We start from the raw sequence: 20,126 nt of genomic DNA, 5'->3' as shown, positions 1-20,126 counted from the left end.
CCGGCTGATGAGGGCGGCAGCGCACCAGCGCCGCCGCCCGCGCTCGAAAGGATAACCGGCTAAGGTTCCAATTCCAGCAAAGGACCTTCCTCGTCCGGAAAAGTCGCCGTATTCAACACTTGAATGCCAGCGTTATGCTCGCCGTTGAACGGCGTGGTAATGCCCTGACAGCCGGCTTTGACCGCATCTTCCGGCGAATTGAACCAAATGCCGACATGATAGGTATGGATGGGCCCGGTTTGCGGGTTTTCGTCGGCGTCGCTATCGTGTACTTGCGGCGCAACCGTAGAACCCGGGGCTACGATAAACGTTTCCTTATTGAAGCGGCCGATGAAGCGCGCGTGGCCGACGCCGTTGCGTTTGGTCTGCAAATCGCCTTGATACCAAGACATGCCGAACGGCGGATTCGGTACTTGGATGATAAACAAATCGTATTCGGTGTTGGGGCTTAAGCCTGCGACTCTGACATCCATGATTTCCGCGTTACCGATGGAACGAACCTTGACCGTACCGCTGGCTTTCGGCAAACAGCCTTCGTTCAATAAAGGCTGCCGGGTTAACGGAAAGCGGATTTGCTGTTCGTCGTAACCGCCGGCTTGCGCCGGCATCCAGGCTGTTAAGCCTAGCAATCCCAAAATAGTGGCGGGCAACAGATAAGTTTTACTAGCTTTCATAATAATTCTCCGACGTGAAACGAAAAGTTGGTTTCAATCAGGATGCCGTATCGCATCCTGCCCTTTATTTCCAACGACGGCGAGAAAGGTTCAGATTTTTTTTAAAAATTATTCCGATTAGTTTAGCTATCGGCCATCCGGCCGGCCGTACCGCGCAACCGAGGTGGCGCACTAATAGATTGATTCAGCAGCCGCCGTTAGCGTCCAGCGCTTCCAACACTCGGCAGGCGTCGATAGATTGCGGTTGGCCCGCTTGGTGGGATGCTGCCGCCAAAATCCGCTGTATGGTTGCCGGCAGCAAGGCCCGGTCTCTCTCCAACAGCAAGGCGATGACTCCGGTCACGTGGGCGGCGGCCAGCGACGACCCGGAAACTACGTCGTAACCGGAACCCGGCGCGGTGGTGACGATTTCCACTCCGGGGGCGGCAACCGCCGCCGGCACTTGCGGCAACCAGCCGGGGCGGCTGACTGTGCCGTCCCGTTTGGCGGAAATCACCGGAACGACGAAATCCAATTGCGCTGGAAAACCGGGCTGCGGCGACTTTTCCAGCGTGGCGGCGACCAGGTTGATAGAGCGCCGGTTCGCTTCCTGCAACAGCTTCTCCAACAGCGGATCGTAAGGTCCGGCCAAGCTGAGATTGGCAATCTGCACACCTTGAGCGATGGCGGCGTCCAATGCTTTGGCTAAGGACCAACTACTGCACTTGGCGCCTGCGCTGCCCGATTCGTCATACCAACAGCTTTTCAGTACGATAATTTCCGCATCGGGAGCGATACCGTCTATACCGATGCCGTTGCCGGCGCTGGCCCCTATCACGCCGGACACCGCGGTACCGTGTTTGTCGCGGCCGAAACTTTTGTCGCCGCCGTCGACAAAATTCAGCTTTTCGGCGATGGTCGTGCTGAGCTCCGGATGCCGGTAATCGGCACCGGTATCGATCACGGCGATTTTAACGCCCTTACCGGTGGCCAGCTTATGGGCGCGATCCGCGTGCATCAACGCCGGTGCGTAACTCAAGTCGGCAAACGCCTGCGCAAAATCGCTTTGCTGACTGTCGAACACTTGGTTTTGCTGGGCCAAAACCACCCGTTCATCCTCCTGCAGGGATTTCAGCAAAGCGGGCATGGACCAGTAGTTGGGCACCTTAAACACCAAACAATCCAAACCTATGGACGCCAGCGGAAACTCGCCGGCCATTTCCAGCTGATAGTCCTCGGCAATCGCCTTGGCTATTTGCGGCCAATAACGCTGGTCCCGCTCCGGCAAGGTCACCAGAATTTGATGTTGCGACAGCTGTTTAGGCGTTTGCAGCGCAACCGGCAAACGAAACGAGCAAGCGCTCAGGCTGGCGATTAAACCGATACGCCAAGCGATTGTCAAAATCCGCAGTGTGTTCATCTACCGACTCAATCGGCCGTTTGCGCGATGCGGATATGCGGATTGCCTTGAAAGCTCGCCAATACCGCGTCCGCTTGCCCGGCCGGTACACTCAAGGTGAAAAAACCCAAGTCGCTGGGACCTTCGATAATTTGAGCTTGCGCCGAACGCAACAAGCCGATCAGCTCGACCGTATCTATGCCGTCGGCGGCGAACAAGACCCGGATGGTCTTGGTCCCGGCCGCTGCACTCGGTTTAGGATCGGACAAGGTTTGGTAAGCGCTTGGATCGACAGCCGGCTGCGGCCCCAGCCACAGCGCCAACAGGGCCAGCAACGCAACGCTTTGCGCGGCCATGGCCCAGCATACAGGGCTTGGCGTTTGCTGCAGCCAACGTTTCAGGTTGCGCAACAGGCCGGGTTTTACCGTAGCCCGTAGCGGGACGGTTTGGGCGGCCGCTTCCAGCCGTTCGACTTCGGCCAGGATGCCGGCAAAGTGGCCGGCCGACGCCTGCCACCCCTGACCGGCTTCCCGATTGACCGTCTCCTCCAGGCTACGCAAAAATTGCAATTGCACTTGGCAGGCCGGGCAGTGTTGCAGATGGCGTTCGGCCCTGGCGATTTCGGCCCGCTGCAATCCCCCGCTCACCAACCAGGGCAACAGCTCGGCGATTTCGCCATGTTCATTGTTATCGGTTCCGAGACGATCGACCATGTTAACCTCCTGTGAGCTCGGAAAGGTTGTAGCCCCGACTTTCGAGCAATTCCGCCAACCGCTTGCGGGCATGAAACATCCGGGTTTTCACGGTGTTTTCGGGGCAATTCATCACAGCGGCGATATCCTGATACGACAAACCGCTTTTAAAACAGAGTTCTATCGCGCAGCGGTGTTCCGCGGATAAGACCGACAGCGCCCAGGCCAAGGCCTCGCCCATTTGCCGGCCGGCCAACTCCCGCTCCGGGGTGGCATGGCTGGCGGCGGCCGGCAAACCCTCGTTAGTTTCCTCGTCGGCAAACGCTTCCACGTCGAGCTCGGCCACCTCGCGTTGGAAATGCCGACCGTTACGCTCCAAAATCTTCAAGCCTTTATTGTGCGCAATGCCGAACAGCCAAGTGGTGATTTTTGCCCGTTCGGCGTCGAAGCGCTCCGCCGATTGCCAAACCGTCAGCATGACGTCGTTCACCGCTTCGTCCACCCAATCGTGGCGACCGAGCATTTTCAGCAAATATCCGCCTACCGGATTGGCAAACAGAAAATAAAACTCTTCGAACGCCTTGCGGTCTTTGGCCGCCACCGCTGCTATCAATGTTAGGCCGCGTTGTTCTTCGAGCGGACTCAAGTTTTATACCCTCCCTACCGGATAGCCGGACGTTTTCTTCAGCCCGACAGCCGGCCCGCAAAACACAAACCGGTGTGTTTGAAACCCGCCGGCAATCGGCCGGCTACCCATCATAGAAGTAAGCCGACCCACCCGCAAGTTTGGGCCGGGATATTGCCGGTCCATTCGTTAACGCCGCGCCAATCCGGGTTTTAGCGTTGGCCTGACGAGCCAACTCGCTTACTTATTTCCGCCTTGCGGCATAAAGGTTCAAACCCGCCCAGGGAAATTGATAAAAAACCGGCAGCGCTAAAACGCCAAATAGAAGTAAGCCAGTAGCGTCGCGCCGGTAATGCCGATCAATTTATATTTGCCGGCAACGCTTTGTTGCTGCCAAAAATACAGGATACTGGATTTTTTACGCGAGGCGAACAGCATCAGCCAGGATAGACAGGTCCGAAACCAAGCGGGAACTCGCCGCAGGATTAGAAACACCAGACCGCCGATGATAACTACCAAAATGTAGAAAACGATCACCTGTGTCTGGTGGGTATCGGTGTGAAAAGCGTGTTCGACCAGATGATCCAAGCCGACTTCCGCATATTCGAAGGCCAGATGCAGCACGTGCAGGATAATTTCAAACAAATGGTGAATTAAACCGACCAATAGATGCCAGGCCAACTCGGGCGCTAACAACATCCAAAGCAACAAACCGCCTGCAAGCGCCGTTAACAGCCAACGCTGGCGATTTCGGCTGTCGATGTACCGGCTTATCAACGCCCTATCCGCGTCCGTGAGATTGACGAATCGGGCGCCCACGGTAAACGGAAAGCGATCGTTTTCGTAAGGATTGCTGGGTTTGCAATAAACCACTTTGGCGTGGGTGGAAATCGTGGTCAGGCTGGCCAGCAACAGAATGCGCAACTGCAAATAGTCGCCGGGCAATAGCTCTTCCCGGCAAGTAAAGGCAATGCCGCCGGCGCTGATGTTGGCTTGTAAGGTATCGTTTTCGGTCGATTCCGACAACGACAAGCTCATTTCGTCCGCGGCCGTACGCGGGCGGTAAGCATCGGCAGCGGGCGCTACGGGGAGCCTGCGATAAAACAGATTGATCCTTTCATAAATGCGCCTGGCGTCTCTACGATTCGCTTGGCTCCCGCCTGTCGTTGTCGCTTCCATCAACGCTCTCGCTGAATAATTGCAGTGCTAACAGCATAGCCAAAACCGGCCAATTCTCAACGCCAACCTGGCGAATAAAACCCGGCGGGCTTAGACAACCCGCCGCGCCGGCTCGAACAAAACACTGCCTTGTTTTTGCTCAACGATGATTGCTCACCGTCGGCGGGATGACATTGCCGCTGGCTTGCATGTCGATTGCCTCCGGATGGGACGAATAATGCGCTCTTAGACAATTCGCCAACGCCTGTTTGCTGTCGTCTTCAATCGGACAGACAACCGATTCGGGCAGGCAAGCCAGCAGGTTATGCAGCAACCGGTCTTGGGGCGGCGGCATTTTGTCCAGCCAGGATGCCAGCAAACGGCGGTCGATATGGGACGGTAGCGACGCCAAAATGCCCACGTCGTTTTGATTGTGTACCAGCAAACCCGACGTGGTGCCCCGATCCAGCGTCAACACCTGGAAAAAATACAGGGTGTGATATTCGAGCTGCCGCCTGCGGTTTTCCTCGCTCGGCGCGATGCGCGTTTCGAGCGCCGCGGCCAGTATCTCGCAGTAGGTATCTATCGCGGCTGCCCCTACCCTCTCGGCCATCTGCAAATCGCTATCGAAATCGCCGCTGGCGTAGTTTTCCAGATAAAAATGCGTGACGCCCCTATGCCGCCCCAACACCGGTATGTAGAAGTAGCGATCGCCCTGGGTTGCCGCGGCCTGATACTGTGCCGGCGCAGCCAGTCTGAGACAAGCGGCAAACCGTTCTTTGTCCGCTACGTCCTCGTGCGACGGATTCAGGTCGGCCATCACCCGCCAGTAACCGCCGCCGTCCTTCATTTCCGTCCAGCTGACATGAATATGCACCGACGGCGCCAGCGGATTGCGCGGATGGATGATGCTGGAAATCGCCGAAGCGGACGCCAATTTTTTACCGGCATCGTCGTCGTATTGCACCTGAGAGGTATTGACCGAAGCCCGGTTGAATACCGCCTCGTCCGTTGCCATATAGCGCACGCCGCCGCCGTGCATACCCCCATCCCGCAACCATTCGGTGGGTACAAAGGGCTGGCCGGCGCCAAAACGAATGGCGATTTCATCCAAACGCCTCACGAAACGCTGTTGCAAACCGCAAACCATAGTATGGGCACGTTCGGCACGCGGGGATTTTGCTTTGATTCTATTCATTGACTCTTTGCTTGTTGATGGATTGACGCTTATCCAGCGGTAACGACACTACGGCAACCGCCCAGCACATGAAGGCAGCCACCGGGAGCGGCAGTTGCGCCGCTCCCGCAATCACTTGCTGCTGCACCCGGCCCTTACATGTTCGGACCGTTCGTCAGGCTCACGGCGCGGTTATTAAACCTTTACAGGGCCGAATCAATAGTTAAATTGATGCTACGTTCAGGACGGAACTGATACCCGTTCCGCTCGAAATGACCGATTTTATCCTGTATCGACACTGAAGCGTGCTCACGCTAGCCGTCAGGCCGGAATTTCGCCGGGGATGTTTATGAGATGCTTGTCGCGACGCCGGTAAAAAACCGGTCGAATCGTTTTCCGGTAAAATCAACCTGCGCATTCCGGCCGATTTGCATGCCCGCATCGTCGGCGTTGTTGAATAAATCGGTTTTTCAGCGCTCAAGTCTACTTTCCGGCATTATCTAGGGTTTACGACTGCCATTTCATCACGACCCCATGCCCTATAAGCATCACGAAAGCCGTCGGCACAAGATCAAAAAGGCGCGTTATCAAGTGACGAACTGGCATGACTATAACCATGCGCTACGGCAAAGGGGTGATTTTCGATCTGGTTTACGGAAGAGGCTATCGCGGCTTGGCATCCTGCCAAAACGGGCGCCAGAGGTCGGCCTCAGGTGTATTCCGATCTGGCGATTGAGACGGCGTTATTGATCCGCCAAGTCTTCCATCAGCCATTGCGCCAAGCCGAAGGTTTCATGAAATCGCTAGCTCGCGTCATGAAAGCAGATATCGCCATTCCTAATTTCAGCAGCCTTTCCAAGCGAAGTATCGCTTTGCCTCGGCAAGCCTTAGTCAAAGCCAGGGAACCGGGTAGTGTCGTCATCGTCGATTCGACCGGACTAAAGGTTTACGGCAAAGACAAATGGCACCAGGAAAAACACGAAGTCGCCGCCCGGCGCACTTGGCGCAAACTGCATTTAGCCATCGATGAAAACCATCAGGTCATCGCCCTTGAGCTGACCACGCCGCAAACCGGCGATCCCACCGCGGTAGCGGATTTGCTAGCGCAAATCGATACGCCCTTTGACACCTTCATGGCCGATGGTGCCTATGATGGCGAACCGGTGGCACAAGCGGTTTTCAACAAACAACCCACGGCAAACGTGGTGGTTCCGCCGCACAAAACCGGCGTTTGCTCACTGGCTGGCAACACGCAACGCGACCCGCACATTCGCGATATTGAACAGCACGGCCGCATGGCTTGGCAGAAGAAAACCGGGTACGGTTTACGCAATCATGTGGAGCTGGCCATGCAACGCTACAAGCGAATTTTCGGCGCCGCCATGAAAGCGCGTCAACTGCCGCAACAAAAAGCAGAAACTTGGGCGAGTGCCGTTGCGCTTAATCGAATGACCGGCCTAGGGATGCCTGCGTCTGTAAAAATCTGAATGAGAGTGGCTAACGGCTAAACTCGCGTATCTTTTGATTTATTCAACAACGCCGGTAGAAACCGAAACATAACTAGGTGCCTGCACCATGCGATCTTTGCATGATTCGCAAAACCGTTCATTGGTGGGACCACCGGGTTAAGACAGGTAAAATTTCGACGGAACACGTTAGGACGCGAGAAATAAATCGCAACAGACTGCGACGGCAATCATATAATTCGGCAACGCATGCTTTTTTCGGCCAAACTACCGCGACAGCATCGACTCCAGCCATGCGAATCGTATGCGCCCAGCCCGTTCGACGAACAGGTTCGGTGTCGCCCGATGCGACATGAAGGGCTTGTGCCTGGACAACACGATGCGTCTCCATCCAACCCAACAATGCCGAGCTATCCGTAACCACTGAGGTCTCACTTCCATACCGACTCACGATGACGCCAGAACTACTCACCTATCTCACCGCCCAAGGTTTAGGCACAGGCATTGCCCTGTATTTTGCCTATCAATCGTTTCAGAAACGCCGCATACAATTAGGCGATGCGCCGACACTTCCGCAATATTTCAGCCGCAGCGCCACTTACTGGTCGGGTCTGCTGCTGTATTGCGCATTAATCGCCTGTTTGTATTGGTTGCTGACCTGGCAATGGCTGTCTTTACAACCCTTGTTCACCGTCATCGTCCGCACGCTCCGGGCCGGAGAGTGGCTGAATTTACTCAACGGCCTGGACGGCAGTACGTTGATACCGTTAATTCTGGCCGGATTGTTTTTGTTTCTGGTCGTTTGGGAAAACCGCTTTAATCCTTTGCTGATACTCAGGGACAGCGTGCACGACGCCTTTGCGATTCCGACCAAGGCCGCAAAAGTGTACAACGCGCTGATGACCTCGCGGCTGTCGGCAATAGACGACTACATCAAAACCCAAATCTCCGACCGGTTGTTGGTGCAAAGCATAGACCCCGGCGACTTCGACAAATCCAACGCGACGGTCGAGTACAAATGGGCGCATAACTGCTTGTTATTCGATCAGATTCAGCATTATGCCGACCAATCCTCTTACCGCCGGTTCTTCAACGAACCTTCTTTGAAATGGGGGGAAATTTGCATTTCTTACAACACGATGTCGGAAAAAGTGGCGGTGTGGAAAGACGCCGAGCCGCATTACACCAAAACGGTCAAGCTGATTAAAGAATTGGACGAGCTGACCGGCTTGTTGTGCCGCTTGTTAGCCTGTCTGGTGGTGTTCGGCAGTGCCAACGAAACGGAAATGTGGGAAACGGTCAAGCAACTGGGCGGCAAGGTCAACGAAGTGCGCTTGCAAAATACCTTTAAATACGTGTTGATCTTCACTGCCCTCACCACGGTCGGCGTCATGCTGGGCCGGGAAGTCGCGGTTTCCTTGCACAACGAATGGCTGTTTCCCGACAAACCGTTAAAACATTTCAGTTACACCACATTGCGCTGGATTGCTTATGCAATACCCATGTACGTATTGCCGATTACCCTGGTATTCGTTGCCAGGGCCTTGACCTTGGAACAAGAACATTCGGAACGCAATTACGGCTTTTACATGGCCATGATGCTGCTGGGCTTTTTGGTCAGCACCTCGGTAGCCGTACTGGTGTTGGAAATCACCTTTTACCACCGCGAGAACATAGAGTTTTTCGAAAGCTTTCTGCAGCACATGCGTTGGGGCATCTTACCGGCTATCGTGTGCGGCTCGGTCGCCTACCGCATGGACACACCGATTAAAGACAAGCAGACGCCGCTGCACCTCGTGACTTTCGGCACATTGCGCTTTCTCGCTTGGGGCTCAGTCGCCGTCGTCATCATGCTGTACGCCACCGACGATTTGAGCCTGGAAGTGTCCAACCTGCGGTTCACTCTGGTCGGCACGGCGTTTTTCGTCATCGGTTTGATCGGGGCTTTCGCCAACTTCAAAACGCCGGAAGGCTCGGTCTAGCCTGATCCGCATAGTCGGTTGCGTCGTTTGCCCTGCAAGGTCGCAACCGATTCTGTAGGCGCTTTTCACCAACACGCTAACGGGTCGCCTGTTGCCTTATAAATAAAAATGCTGAACCGCTAACGAAGTCGTCGTTAGCCGCTTGTTCGCCGCAACGCTACGCCATTACAGTCCGCATCGGTGCTCCAACATTCCGGTACGTCTATTCAAGCCCTCACAATTCCAGGGCTTATGAGTACGTAAGCATGGAGCGAGATGAATAGGCATATACGCGGCACATCAGTTTATGGCGAATACAACTTTTCGACTCTTACCGGGCCTGAGCCTGTCAACGGCCTGTTCCTTGGCTCGGCTTATACTGCTGCTGGCACTAGCGACCGGCGAAACTTGTTACGCCGATCTCGTCCGCATCGCCCGCAGCAACCAAATCGTACAAGGCAATGCCGGCAGTTCCAATCCGTCCATCAATGCTACGGGCAGCCTGGTGGCATTCGAATCGAACGCCGACAATTGGGTAGCGGCAGACACCAACGGCGTGACGGATATTTTCGTCAAAAACCTGAATACCGATAAGGTCGTCAGGATTTCCACCGACTCCAGCGGAACACAAGCCAACGGCGCAAGTTTCGGCCCGGCACTGAGCGCCAACGGTCGCTATGTAGTTTTCAGCTCCGCAGCCACCAATCTGGTCATAGGCGACAACAACGACGCCGTCGACGTGTTTCGAAAAGATCTCCAAACCGGAGCGACAATCCGCGTTTCCACCGACTCGCGCGGCATCCAAGCCGACGGCGCCAGCGATTCGGCCACAATCAGCGCCAACGGACGGTTCGTTGCCTTCGCCTCGGACGCCGGCCATTTGGTCGCCGACGACACTAACGCCGCTCGCGACGTTTTTGTCAAAGACCTTAAAACCGACAAGCTGGCCTGCGTTTCCTGCAACGCCGACGGACTGTTGGGTAATCGCCACAGCTTAAGCCCGTCCATTAACTCGAGCGGCCGCTTAGTCGCTTTCGCTTCGTTGGCCGATAATTTAGTGACGGGCGATAGTAACTCCGCGAGCGACATCTTCGTAAAAAACGTCGCCACCGGTGCTTTATTCCGAGTAACGACCAACGCATTAGGCGAAGAAGCCGGCGGTTACAGTCTAGCTCCTGTAATTAGCGGCAACGGCCGTTATCTGGTGTTTTATTCGACGGCCAACAACCTGATCGCAAACGGCGGCAACTTCAGAAGCGATATATACATCAAAGACTTAAAAACCGGCGCCTTAGCCAATTTATCGACCAACGCCCAAGGCGAACTCGCCGACGCGTTTAGTTTCAATCCGGCCATCAGCGCGAACGGCCGCTACGTCGCGTTTTATTCCTACGCCAGCAATCTGGCCGCCGGCGATAGCAACAGTTCAGCGGATATTTTCGTCAAAAATCTCAAATCCGGCGCGGTTACCCGCCTCTTCGACGGCTCGCTCAGCGAGCGAGTAGCCGATAAATTCACCAAGCCGGCCGTCAACGGCAACGGCCGCTTCGTAGCATTCGAATCGGAAGTGAGCACGCTGGTGGCCAACGATACCAACCACGCCGGCGACGTGTTTCGTTTCGATGCCCGCAGTGCCCCAACCAAGGGCAATACTCGCTGAAGGCCGACAGGCACGGCTGAATGGAAATCGATGTGCTCGGATCTTGTTCGCCGCAAATTTCGAAATCCGAGCCGATTTTCAGCCGCTATTTAAAGACGCAAAAGCAGATTGTAAAGGCGTGGGCCGACTCGGAACTTTAGACTAGAATGAACATGGCGGACACTGCCGCGAGCGGCAAGTTTTCGATCGGCAAAAGCATGGCCGAATCCGACCGGAACCTTCGGACACTAAGACCTATTCCGATCCGCGAATTACAAACGCTCGCTTCGCTCTATCACACTCAATCTCACCAGGAGAAACTCATGGAATTCAATGCTGACTTTGCCGCGCTGGTCGAAAACTTGAAAACGGAGCGGGACGAAATCTTAGTAAAACTGCATTTGGCTTCCATGGAAGTCAAAGACGAATTCGAGGCTTTGGAGCCCAAATGGGATGCCATCTTGCAAAATTGCGCCGAACTTAGCGACGATACATTGCAATCCTCGGACGAAGTGCTCGCCAAAGCCAAATTGATTGGCGAAGAAATCAAACAATCCTACCAACGTATCCGTTCGATACTATCCGATTAACACAGTGAACGGAACGGCTGTCATTCTCGATTGGCGCACGGAAGACGCCAATCGTTTTGCACACAGTTCATAGCGCCAGACCGGCGAATGCAGTCCTCCTTGTTTCATGCCGAACGAAAAACGATGGGGTGTCCGTGAACTCTTGCCACTCACTAAATCAAAAAAAATCATAAGCTTAAATAAGCCGGCCCGGGCTCTTAAGCGTTTCAACTCGAATACTAAAAAAGCCTCAATATTTCGGCGGCAAGGGCGCGGCGCGGCGCGGCGTTTTAATTTGTCACAGACAGTAATGATATAATCACGCGCTTTATGCCTGTCTCGCTACGAGTCGAAATGGGATGTGTAGCGGATCTACATTAGAGTGTCTATGAGTAAACTTAAATGCGCTGTAATTGGCGCCGGGTATTTGGGTAAGTTTCACGCGGAAAAATACGCCTCTTTAAGGGATTGCGAATTGGTGGCGGTAGTAGACATCAATATTGAAGCCGCCCGCACCGTAGCGGAAAAACACGGTACTCAAGCCATGGACGATTATCATGCCTTGTTAGGGAACATCGATGCAGTCAGCGTGGTAGTTCCTACCAGTTCCCACCACAAAGTAGCTCGCGACTTTTTGAACGCCGGCTGTCACGTACTAGTGGAAAAACCGATTACCGTGACGGTCGAAGAAGCGGACGAACTAATCGCCTTAGCTAAAGAACGCAACGTCATCTTGCAAGTCGGTCATTTGGAACGCTTCAATCCGGCGGTACGCGGATTGGAGGGGTTGGAGGAAAAACCGTTATTCATAGAATCGCACCGGCTATCCCCTTTCAACCCGCGCGCCAATGACGTCAGCGTAGTATTGGACTTGATGATCCACGACATCGACATCATTCTGGCTTTGGTGGATTCCGAAGTGGAAAAAATCGACGCCAGCGGCACCGCGGTACTCACTCAGGGCACGGACATCGCCAATGCCCGCATCACCTTCAAAAACGGCTGCGTCGCCAATGTCACAGCCAGCCGCATCAGCATGAAGATGGAACGCAAAATGCGGATGTTCCGCCCGTCTTCGTACATCTCGGTCGATTTTCAGAACCGGGTTCTGGTCAAGCACAAGACCGGAGAAAAAGAAATGTTTCCCGGCATACCGGAAATCGTAACCGAAGAATCGGTATATGAAAGCGGCGACGCCTTGTTGGAAGAAATAAAACATTTTATCCATTGCATCAAAACCGGCGCCAATCCGCTGGTACCCGGCGAAGCCGGGCGCAAAGCGCTAGAGACCGCAATTGCGATTACCCGATTTTTGAAACACGGCTAGAGACAGTAGTTATGATTCCCATGGTTAACCTGAAGGCGCAATACGCCGAAATCCAAGACGAAATCGTTAAAGGATTTACCGAAACTTTAGATAATTGCGCCTTTATTTTAGGCCCCAACGTGCAAGCCTTCGAACGCGAAGCCGCCGATTATTTAGGCGTCAAACACGCGATAGGTTGCGCGTCCGGCACCGACGCGCTGCATTTAGCCTTGTTGGCGTTAGACATAGGCCCGGGCGACGAAGTCATCACCAGCGCATTCACCTTTATCGCTACCGCCGAAGCCATAAAATACGTGGGCGCTACCCCGGTCTTCGTCGATATAGATCCCGCCAGCTTCAACATCACGCCGGAAAACATCGTCAAAGCCATAGGGCCGAAAACCAAGGCCGTCATGCCGGTACATTTGTTCGGCCAACCGGCGGACTTGCAGGCCATACGGGCTATTTGCGACAAGCACGGCCTGAAACTGATCGAAGATTGCGCGCAATCGTTCGGCGCCACGGTTGATAACAAACAAACCGGCAGTTTCGGCGATGCAGCCGGCTTCAGCTTCTTCCCCAGCAAAAACCTGGGCTGCTTCGGCGACGGCGGTCTGGTGGTAACCGATTCGGACGACGCGGCAGCCAAAATCAAGCGCTTTCGCAATCACGGTTCCGACGTGCGTTATTACCACGATGCGATTGGCTACAACAGCCGCTTGGACGAATTGCAAGCCGTGGTGCTGCGAACCAAACTGAAACGCATAGACCGCTACAACGCCGCCCGCCGCCACGCCGCTCATTTATATTCCGAATTGTTGGCGGAATTGCCGCTAACCACCCCCTACGAAAGCGGGGTTGGCGTACACGTTTATCATCAATACACTTTGTTGAGCGACAGGCGCGACGCCATCATGCAAGCGCTGAACGACCGGCAAATCGCCTGCGCGATCTACTACCCGGTACCCTTGCACAAGCAAAACGTATTTTTGCAGGAATGCGCCGGCCTCTCGCTACCGGAAACCGAAGCCGTTGCCGCTCGCTGCCTGTCGTTGCCGATTTGCGCCAATATCGACGATTCGACGGTCCGACACATCGCCTCGACCATACGCCAGGCGTTGGCCTAAGCCTCGTCACTGCCGGGCGCGACGGGTAAACTTAACCGAATGAAACTTCCAGGTATAAACGCGATGAGAACTCAGCGATTTTTTATTGGGCTAGCGATGTTGAGCGTTGCGCTCGGTTTACCGCTAGAGGCATTTGCGAAATACAAGCACAAAGAAATTTCCGTGGTTTACCGTTACCAGGACCTGGGAGACGGCTTATCTTACAAACAAACCCTCGGCGTACTGTATTGCAAGGACGGTTTCATCGCCAGCGCCGAAAACGAAATACTTTATTCGGACCAAGCCGGACCTACTCAGGCCGAAGTGCAAGCGATAACCGGAAAATACGTCATTCTGCTGAACATCTACAAGGCCTATGCCACGCAAAACGTCAGCTGTTTTCCGCGTAGCGAAGCAAGCTACAGCATAGACGGCGGCGAATACGTCATTGTCAACGCCCGCGACGCCAAACCGACCGCCAACATCAGCGTCGACCAAACCTCGATATCGGAAGACCCTGGCTCGCCGGCCACGGTTACCGTCAGCCTGGAACAACCGGTCGGCAAAAAGACCAAACTCCATTATCGAATTAGCGGTACCGCGAAAAACCGTAAGGACTATAAAAAATTATCCAACAAAATCGTGATTCCTGCCGGCGACACCAGCGCCAGCTTTGCAATCATCCCCAAAAGCGATACTAAAACCGAAGGCGACGAAACCATCGATTTACAGCTGAAACCAAGTCGAAGATACAACATAGGCAGCGAAGACCGCATCCAGGTCAACATCGTCGATAACGATTCCACAGCCGACTGAGGCTACATTCCGAGGATTTGAATCATGCCTGAAGCCAATCGTGCGCCCGTCGTTATGTTCAGCGCCGGAGAGTCCTCCGGCGATCAGCACGCCGCGCACATGTTTCAGGAAATACAGACGCAGCGTCCGGATATCCGCGGCATAGGCATGGGCGCCAACAAAATGCGTCAGGCCGGCATAGACATTCGCGTCGATTCATCCGGGATAGGCGTGATCGGTTTGGTGGAAATTCTCAATCACTACGGCGAAATTCGCAAAGCCTTGCAAGCCATGAAAGCGCTTCTCGCCGACGAAAGACCGGACCTTCTGGTTTGCGTGGATTACAAGGAATTCAACCTCAAACTGGCCCAATACGCCAAGTCGCTAGGGATAAAAGTCTTGTTTTACGTCAGCCCGCAAGTCTGGGCTTCCCGCCCCGGACGGGTAAAAACTTACGGCCGGGCCATAGACATGATGGCGGTGATCTTTCCGTTCGAAACCGCCTATTATGAAGCGGAAAACGTGCCGGTGCGCTATGTCGGCCACCCGTCTGTGGACAAAGTCCATCCGCAACGCGACAAGCAGCAGGATTTCGCGCTGTTCGACTTAGATCCGACAAGGCCGGTAATCGGCATTTTACCCGGCAGCCGCAGCAACGAACTGAAACGCATGCTCCCCGTCATGCTGCAAGCCGCCGGGCAATTGGCTGAGCGCCGGCCACAGCTGCAATTTGTGTTGCCGCAAGCCGATACCGTATCGGACGCCGATCTGCAGGCCTATTTGCAAAACTGTGCGCTGCCGATTCGCGTGGTGAAACAGCAAACCTACGATGCCATCCAATGCTGCGACGCCATCATGACCACCTCGGGCACCGCCTCGCTGGAGATTGCTTTATTGGGCGTGCCGATGTTGATCGCGTATCGGCTGTCGCCTCTCACCTATTATTTGGGCAGGCTGTTGATAAGAATCCCGTTCATCGGCTTGCCCAATATCATCGCCGGCCGAGCTATCGTCAAGGAATTGATTCAAACCGAAGCCAGCGCAAGCAATATGGCGACCGAAATCGAGCGTTTCTTGAGCGACCCGGCTTACCGTAGCCGTTGCGTCGAAGGCCTACAACAAGTAAAACAACGCCTGGGTTCCGGCGGCGGCTCGAAAAACATGGCTAATCTGGCATTAGAGATGATAGGCAGCGGCTGAAAGACAGTTCCGCGCAGGCCGACTAAAATTGCCCTATCGGTACCAATACATCCCCAAAAGAATGAGCTCGATACTGGCAGACAAGTCGGTCTTGATCGTCGAAGATTATTCGACGATGCGCAAAGCGATACGAGACATGCTGTATACGTTGGACGCCGAACAAGTATCGGAAGCCGACAATGGCGCCAACGCGCTGGCCGCCATGAGCAAAACTCAGTTCGACGTCATATTGTGCGACTATAATTTGGGGCCGGGCCGCAATGGTCAGCAAGTGCTGGAAGAAGCCCGCCACCGCAAACTGATAGCTTATCACTGCTTGTTTTTCATTATCGCGGCGGAGCAAAGCGCCGCGATGGTCCTGGGGGCGATGGACGCCAAACCGGACGAATACATCGCCAAACCTTTCAACGCACAGCAACTTTTCGTTCGACTGGAGCGCAATTTGCTGCGTAAAGCCGCGTTGCGCAACGTGGAAAAGGAAATCGAACGCGGCGACCTGTCGCAAGCCATACTGAATTGCGATCAGCTACTCACGGAAGACAACCCGCGCGTGCGCAGTCATCTCTATAAACTCCGCGCGGAACTGGCGCTACAAGTAGAGGACTACGACAAAGCCGCCGAAATCTATCAGCATCAGCTATTACAACGCGACCTGCCTTGGGCCCGCCTGGGCATGGGCATCGTCGCCTACCAGCGCGGCCACGTGGCCGATGCCGCCGAAATCTTTCAACACCTGCTGCAAGACAATCCGCTGTTTATGGAAGGTTACGACTGGCTATCCAAGGCACTGGAAGCGGAACGCGATTTAAGCGCCGTGCAATCGGTGTTGAGCAAAGCCGTCGAATTGTCGCCCCAATCCATTCTCAGGCAAAAAAAACTGGCCGGTACCGCCGACAAAAACGGCGATTTTTCCATAGCGGAATCGGCCTACAAAGCGGCATTGAGCTTAAGCAAATACTCGGTACATAAATCCAGCGCCGATTTCAGCAACTTAGCCAAGTTGTACTGCAAAACCCAGGCTACCGATCAAGCTCAGCACATACTGTCGCAGATGCGGCACGAATTCCCCAACGATAGCGAAGCCGAACTACGGGCGGCGGTGCTGGAAGTTGAACTCAACAAAAGCAGCGGCAACGACGAAGCCGCAGCCGCCAGTTTGCAACAGGTATTGCAGCTGAGCCGGCAATTGGGCAACAAGCTACCTCAAGAACTGCAACTGGAAGTGGTGCGCAGCTGCTACCAATTCGGCGAAGCGCAACAAGCGGATTGCTTGGTCGGCGAGCTGATCAAAACCCATATCGACGACGACGCGTTTATCGACGACATTCGTACCCTGCAAAACCAAGTCGGTGTCGGCGGCAATTCGGAAGATTTAATTCAAAAAACCAAACGGGCGCTGGTCAGAGCCAACAACAAAGGCGTGTCCTTGTACCGGCAAGGCAAATTCGACGATGCTTTGGCCTTATTCGAACAGGCGATGACCAGCATGCCGGACAATAAAACCATCGTCCTGAACATGCTGAAAATCGTGATACACGATTTGAAAGCCAACGGCCCCGATCACGACAAGCTGGTCCGCGCCAAGAGCTTGCTGCGTAAAGCCAAACAAATTCGCATCGATGAGGGCAAATTGAAAGTAATGCGCAACGAATTCGCCGGTTTGCTGAGACAACAGTCGCAAACGCGTAAGCCATGAGCAACCCGACCCGACCGGCGGAACTGTTTCCGCTCATCCTAGGCTCCACGGTACACGACATTAAAAACTCGCTGAGCAACGTAACCCGTTTGCTGCAGCACTTGGCCGAACGTTCGGCGCTGGCACAAACCGGCGACTTCAAACAATTGCAGTTCGAAACCAGCCGTATCAACCATAGCTTGATGCAGCTGTTGGTCATGTACAAAATCGACTGTCAGGCCTTCGGACTGCAGATCGATGAATACCCCGCCATCGACATTTTAAAAGAAGCCGCGGCCCAACAAGGTACACTGGAGCAACTTAACGGACAGCGTATCGAAATCGACTGCGACCGGAATTTGCTATGCTATTGCGATTTTCAGCATGTCGGCAGCGCGCTGGGAGCCGTATTGAACAACGCGCAACGCTATTCCCGGCGGCGCATCCTGTTATCGGCCGGCGAACACGCCGGATTTTGCCGGTTTTGTATCGAAGACGACGGTAACGGCTACCCGGAACACTGGCTGAAAGCCGATTTGCGTAACCCGGGCGGCAACGATTGGTTGCACGGCAATACCGGTTTGGGAATGTATTTCGCCGCCGAGATTGCCGCGTTTCACCAGAACCGCAGCCTGCGCGGCTATGCCAGTATCGATAACGCAAGCCGCTTCGGCGGGGCGCGATTTTGTTTATTTTTGCCGTGACCTAAACGGCCCGACCCAAACACAGCACTTATGACCATCTTAGTCACCGGCGGAGCCGGCTTCATCGGTAGCAACTTCGTCTTGGATTGGCTGGCCGCCAACGACGAAGCGCTAGTCAACGTCGACAAACTGACTTATGCCGGCAATCCGGAAAACCTGACCTCGCTGCAAGGCGATCCGCGGCATTTATTCGTGCAAGCCGACATCGGCGATTTTGCGCGGTTGTCGGCCTTATTGCGCGATCACGCCATTCGTGCAGTCGTCAATTTCGCCGCCGAATCGCACGTAGACCGCTCCATCCACGGCCCGGAAGACTTTATTCAAACCAATATCGTCGGCAGTTTTCGATTGCTGGAAGCGGTGCGCGGCTATTGGCACGAACTGCCGCAAGACGCCAAACTGGCCTTCCGTTTTTTGCACGTTTCCACCGACGAGGTATACGGATCGCTGGAAAAAACCGATCCGCCGTTCACGGAGCGCAATCAATACCAACCCAACAGCCCTTATTCCGCCAGCAAAGCCGCCAGCGACCACCTGGTACGGGCCTACCACCATACCTACGGTCTACCGGTGCTGACCACCAATTGCTCCAATAACTACGGCCCTTACCATTTTCCGGAAAAATTGATTCCGCTATGTATCCAAAACGCGCTAGCGGGCAAGCCCTTGCCGATATACGGCGACGGCCGGCAAATCCGCGACTGGTTGTACGTGAAAGACCATTGCAGCGCCATTCGCACCGTACTGGCAAAAGGCAAAGTCGGCGAGATCTACAACATCGGCGGCTGGAACGAAAAAGCCAACCTGGATGTGGTGCATACCCTGTGCCGCATCCTGGACGAACTGCAACCGCGTCCGGACGGACTATCCTACGCCGAGCAAATCACCTTCGTCACCGATAGGCCCGGCCACGACCGCCGTTACGCCATCGATGCCGGCAAATTGCAGCGGGAATTGGGCTGGCAGCCGGCTGAAACCTTCGAAACCGGCATTCGAAAAACGGTCGGCTGGTACCTCGAACATCAAGACTGGGTGCAAAACGTACTGTCCGGCGATTACCAATCCTGGCTGGAAAAAAATTATGCCGGCCGCGGATAAGCCGATGAAAATCCTATTGCTGGGAAAAAACGGCCAAGTCGGCTGGGAGTTACAACGCAGCTTGGCGCCACTGGGCGAATTGATCGCGCTGGACCGCGCTTCCAATCCCTACTGCGGCGACTTGAGCCGACCGGCCGCCGTTGCCCAATCGGTACTCGAGATAAAACCCGACGTCGTCGTCAACGCCGCGGCTTATACCGCGGTCGACAAAGCGGAATCCGAAGCCGATTCGGCCCGGACCGTGAATGCCGACGCACCGGCGGAACTGGCCCGCGCCGCCAAACTTTGCGGCGCTTGGTTGCTGCACTACTCCACCGATTACGTGTTCGACGGCAGCGGCAGCGTACCTTGGCGCGAACAAGATCCCGTCGCACCGTTAAACGTTTACGGCCGCAGCAAATTAGCCGGCGAGCAAGCCATCCGGGCCTCCGGCTGCCGACATCTGATTTTTCGTACCAGCTGGGTTTATGCGGCACGCGGACAAAACTTCGCCAAAACCATGTTGCGTCTGGCGGCGGAACGCGAGGAACTGAGCGTCATCGCCGACCAATTCGGTGCGCCCACCGGCGCGGAGCTGCTGGCCGATGTCAGCGCGCATGCGCTGCGACATGCCGTCTGCCACAACGACGTCAGTGGCGTCTATCACCTGACCGCCGGCGGCGCGACCAGCTGGTTTGACTATGCAGCGCACGTCTTTGCCTACGCCCGGCAGTGCGGCATACCGCTAAAGCTTACGGAAACCGGGTTGCGTCCGATTTCGACCGAGCAATACCCTACCCCAGCCCGAAGACCGCTCAATTCCCGGCTGGATACCAACAAACTCCGTACCGCGTTCGGCTTGGCATTACCGGATTGGCAATCCGGCGTCGATCGCATGCTGACGGAACTCTACGGGCGTTAACC

The 20,126-nt window shown here is 54.9% G+C and carries 18 protein-coding genes and 1 pseudogene; 13 read left to right on the top strand and 6 right to left on the bottom strand.

The window, feature by feature from the left end:
• Positions 1-59 precede the first annotated feature (59 nt).
• From F1E05_RS07070 to F1E05_RS07045, 6 genes are all read right to left on the bottom strand, one after another.
• Positions 60-674 carry a hypothetical protein gene (locus F1E05_RS07070; protein WP_150047627.1) on the bottom strand — a complete coding sequence of 205 codons (615 nt, stop codon included), beginning with the start codon at positions 672-674 and terminating at the stop codon, positions 60-62.
• 184 nt (positions 675-858) lie between these two features.
• Positions 859-2,073, bottom strand: coding sequence for a S8 family peptidase (locus F1E05_RS07065; protein ID WP_150047626.1), 1,215 nt, complete (start codon positions 2,071-2,073; stop codon positions 859-861).
• Between the two features lie 8 nt (positions 2,074-2,081).
• Positions 2,082-2,765: a zf-HC2 domain-containing protein gene (locus tag F1E05_RS07060; RefSeq protein WP_190303271.1), complete on the bottom strand. Its 684-nt coding sequence runs from the start codon at positions 2,763-2,765 to the stop codon at positions 2,082-2,084.
• A gap of 1 nt (position 2,766) precedes the next feature.
• On the bottom strand, positions 2,767-3,390 hold the full coding sequence (locus tag F1E05_RS07055; protein ID WP_150047624.1) for an RNA polymerase sigma factor: 624 nt from the start codon (positions 3,388-3,390) through the stop codon (positions 2,767-2,769).
• Positions 3,391-3,678: 288 nt separating this feature from the next.
• Entirely contained in the window at positions 3,679-4,548 is an 870-nt protein-coding gene (locus F1E05_RS07050; RefSeq protein WP_150047623.1) for a PilZ domain-containing protein, read from the bottom strand.
• 139 nt (positions 4,549-4,687) lie between these two features.
• Complete coding sequence (locus F1E05_RS07045; protein ID WP_150047622.1) at positions 4,688-5,725, bottom strand: coproporphyrinogen III oxidase; 1,038 nt, start codon at positions 5,723-5,725, stop codon at positions 4,688-4,690.
• Positions 5,726-6,072: 347 nt separating this feature from the next.
• On the opposite strand from F1E05_RS07045, the pseudogene F1E05_RS20865 reads away from it, so the two are divergent.
• The 13 genes and pseudogenes from F1E05_RS20865 to rfbD form a co-directional block, all read left to right on the top strand.
• Positions 6,073-6,165, top strand: a pseudogene (locus F1E05_RS20865) (toxin-antitoxin system HicB family antitoxin); the annotation flags it as partial.
• A 183-nt stretch (positions 6,166-6,348) separates the two neighbouring features.
• Entirely contained in the window at positions 6,349-7,191 is an 843-nt protein-coding gene (locus tag F1E05_RS07035; RefSeq protein ID WP_150047621.1) for an IS5 family transposase, read from the top strand.
• Between the two features lie 431 nt (positions 7,192-7,622).
• On the top strand, positions 7,623-9,152 hold the full coding sequence (locus F1E05_RS07030; RefSeq protein WP_150047620.1) for a hypothetical protein: 1,530 nt from the start codon (positions 7,623-7,625) through the stop codon (positions 9,150-9,152).
• A 343-nt stretch (positions 9,153-9,495) separates the two neighbouring features.
• A complete protein-coding gene (locus F1E05_RS07025; protein WP_190303270.1) occupies positions 9,496-10,791 on the top strand; it encodes a TolB family protein in 1,296 nt (431 codons plus the stop codon).
• Between the two features lie 302 nt (positions 10,792-11,093).
• Complete coding sequence (locus F1E05_RS07020) at positions 11,094-11,360, top strand: hypothetical protein (RefSeq protein ID WP_150047618.1); 267 nt, start codon at positions 11,094-11,096, stop codon at positions 11,358-11,360.
• 367 nt (positions 11,361-11,727) lie between these two features.
• The gene (locus F1E05_RS07015; protein ID WP_150047617.1) at positions 11,728-12,666 is read left to right on the top strand and encodes a Gfo/Idh/MocA family protein; all 939 of its coding nucleotides are present in this window, start codon (positions 11,728-11,730) and stop codon (positions 12,664-12,666) included.
• An 11-nt stretch (positions 12,667-12,677) separates the two neighbouring features.
• Positions 12,678-13,772, top strand: a complete 1,095-nt coding sequence (locus F1E05_RS07010; RefSeq protein ID WP_150047616.1) for a DegT/DnrJ/EryC1/StrS family aminotransferase — start codon at positions 12,678-12,680, stop codon at positions 13,770-13,772.
• A 63-nt stretch (positions 13,773-13,835) separates the two neighbouring features.
• Complete coding sequence (locus tag F1E05_RS07005; RefSeq protein WP_190303269.1) at positions 13,836-14,567, top strand: Calx-beta domain-containing protein; 732 nt, start codon at positions 13,836-13,838, stop codon at positions 14,565-14,567.
• A 24-nt stretch (positions 14,568-14,591) separates the two neighbouring features.
• Complete coding sequence (lpxB, locus tag F1E05_RS07000; RefSeq protein ID WP_150047614.1) at positions 14,592-15,746, top strand: lipid-A-disaccharide synthase; 1,155 nt, start codon at positions 14,592-14,594, stop codon at positions 15,744-15,746.
• A 61-nt stretch (positions 15,747-15,807) separates the two neighbouring features.
• A complete protein-coding gene (locus F1E05_RS06995; protein WP_150047613.1) occupies positions 15,808-17,442 on the top strand; it encodes a tetratricopeptide repeat-containing response regulator in 1,635 nt (544 codons plus the stop codon).
• Complete coding sequence (locus F1E05_RS06990; protein WP_150047612.1) at positions 17,439-18,125, top strand: sensor histidine kinase; 687 nt, start codon at positions 17,439-17,441, stop codon at positions 18,123-18,125. The genes F1E05_RS06995 and F1E05_RS06990 overlap by 4 nt, the downstream gene beginning before the upstream one ends.
• 30 nt (positions 18,126-18,155) lie before the next feature.
• Positions 18,156-19,223: a dTDP-glucose 4,6-dehydratase gene (gene rfbB, locus F1E05_RS06985; protein WP_150047611.1), complete on the top strand. Its 1,068-nt coding sequence runs from the start codon at positions 18,156-18,158 to the stop codon at positions 19,221-19,223.
• A 4-nt stretch (positions 19,224-19,227) separates the two neighbouring features.
• Entirely contained in the window at positions 19,228-20,124 is an 897-nt protein-coding gene (rfbD, locus tag F1E05_RS06980; protein ID WP_150047610.1) for a dTDP-4-dehydrorhamnose reductase, read from the top strand.
• Positions 20,125-20,126: the final 2 nt, after the last annotated feature.

The sequence above is a fragment of the Methylomonas rhizoryzae genome (assembly GCF_008632455.1).
GTDB classification, from domain to species: Bacteria; Pseudomonadota; Gammaproteobacteria; order Methylococcales; family Methylomonadaceae; genus Methylomonas; species Methylomonas rhizoryzae.
The sequence above is the reverse complement of the archived record's forward strand: the minus strand, read 5'-3'. Positions and strand labels throughout refer to the sequence as shown.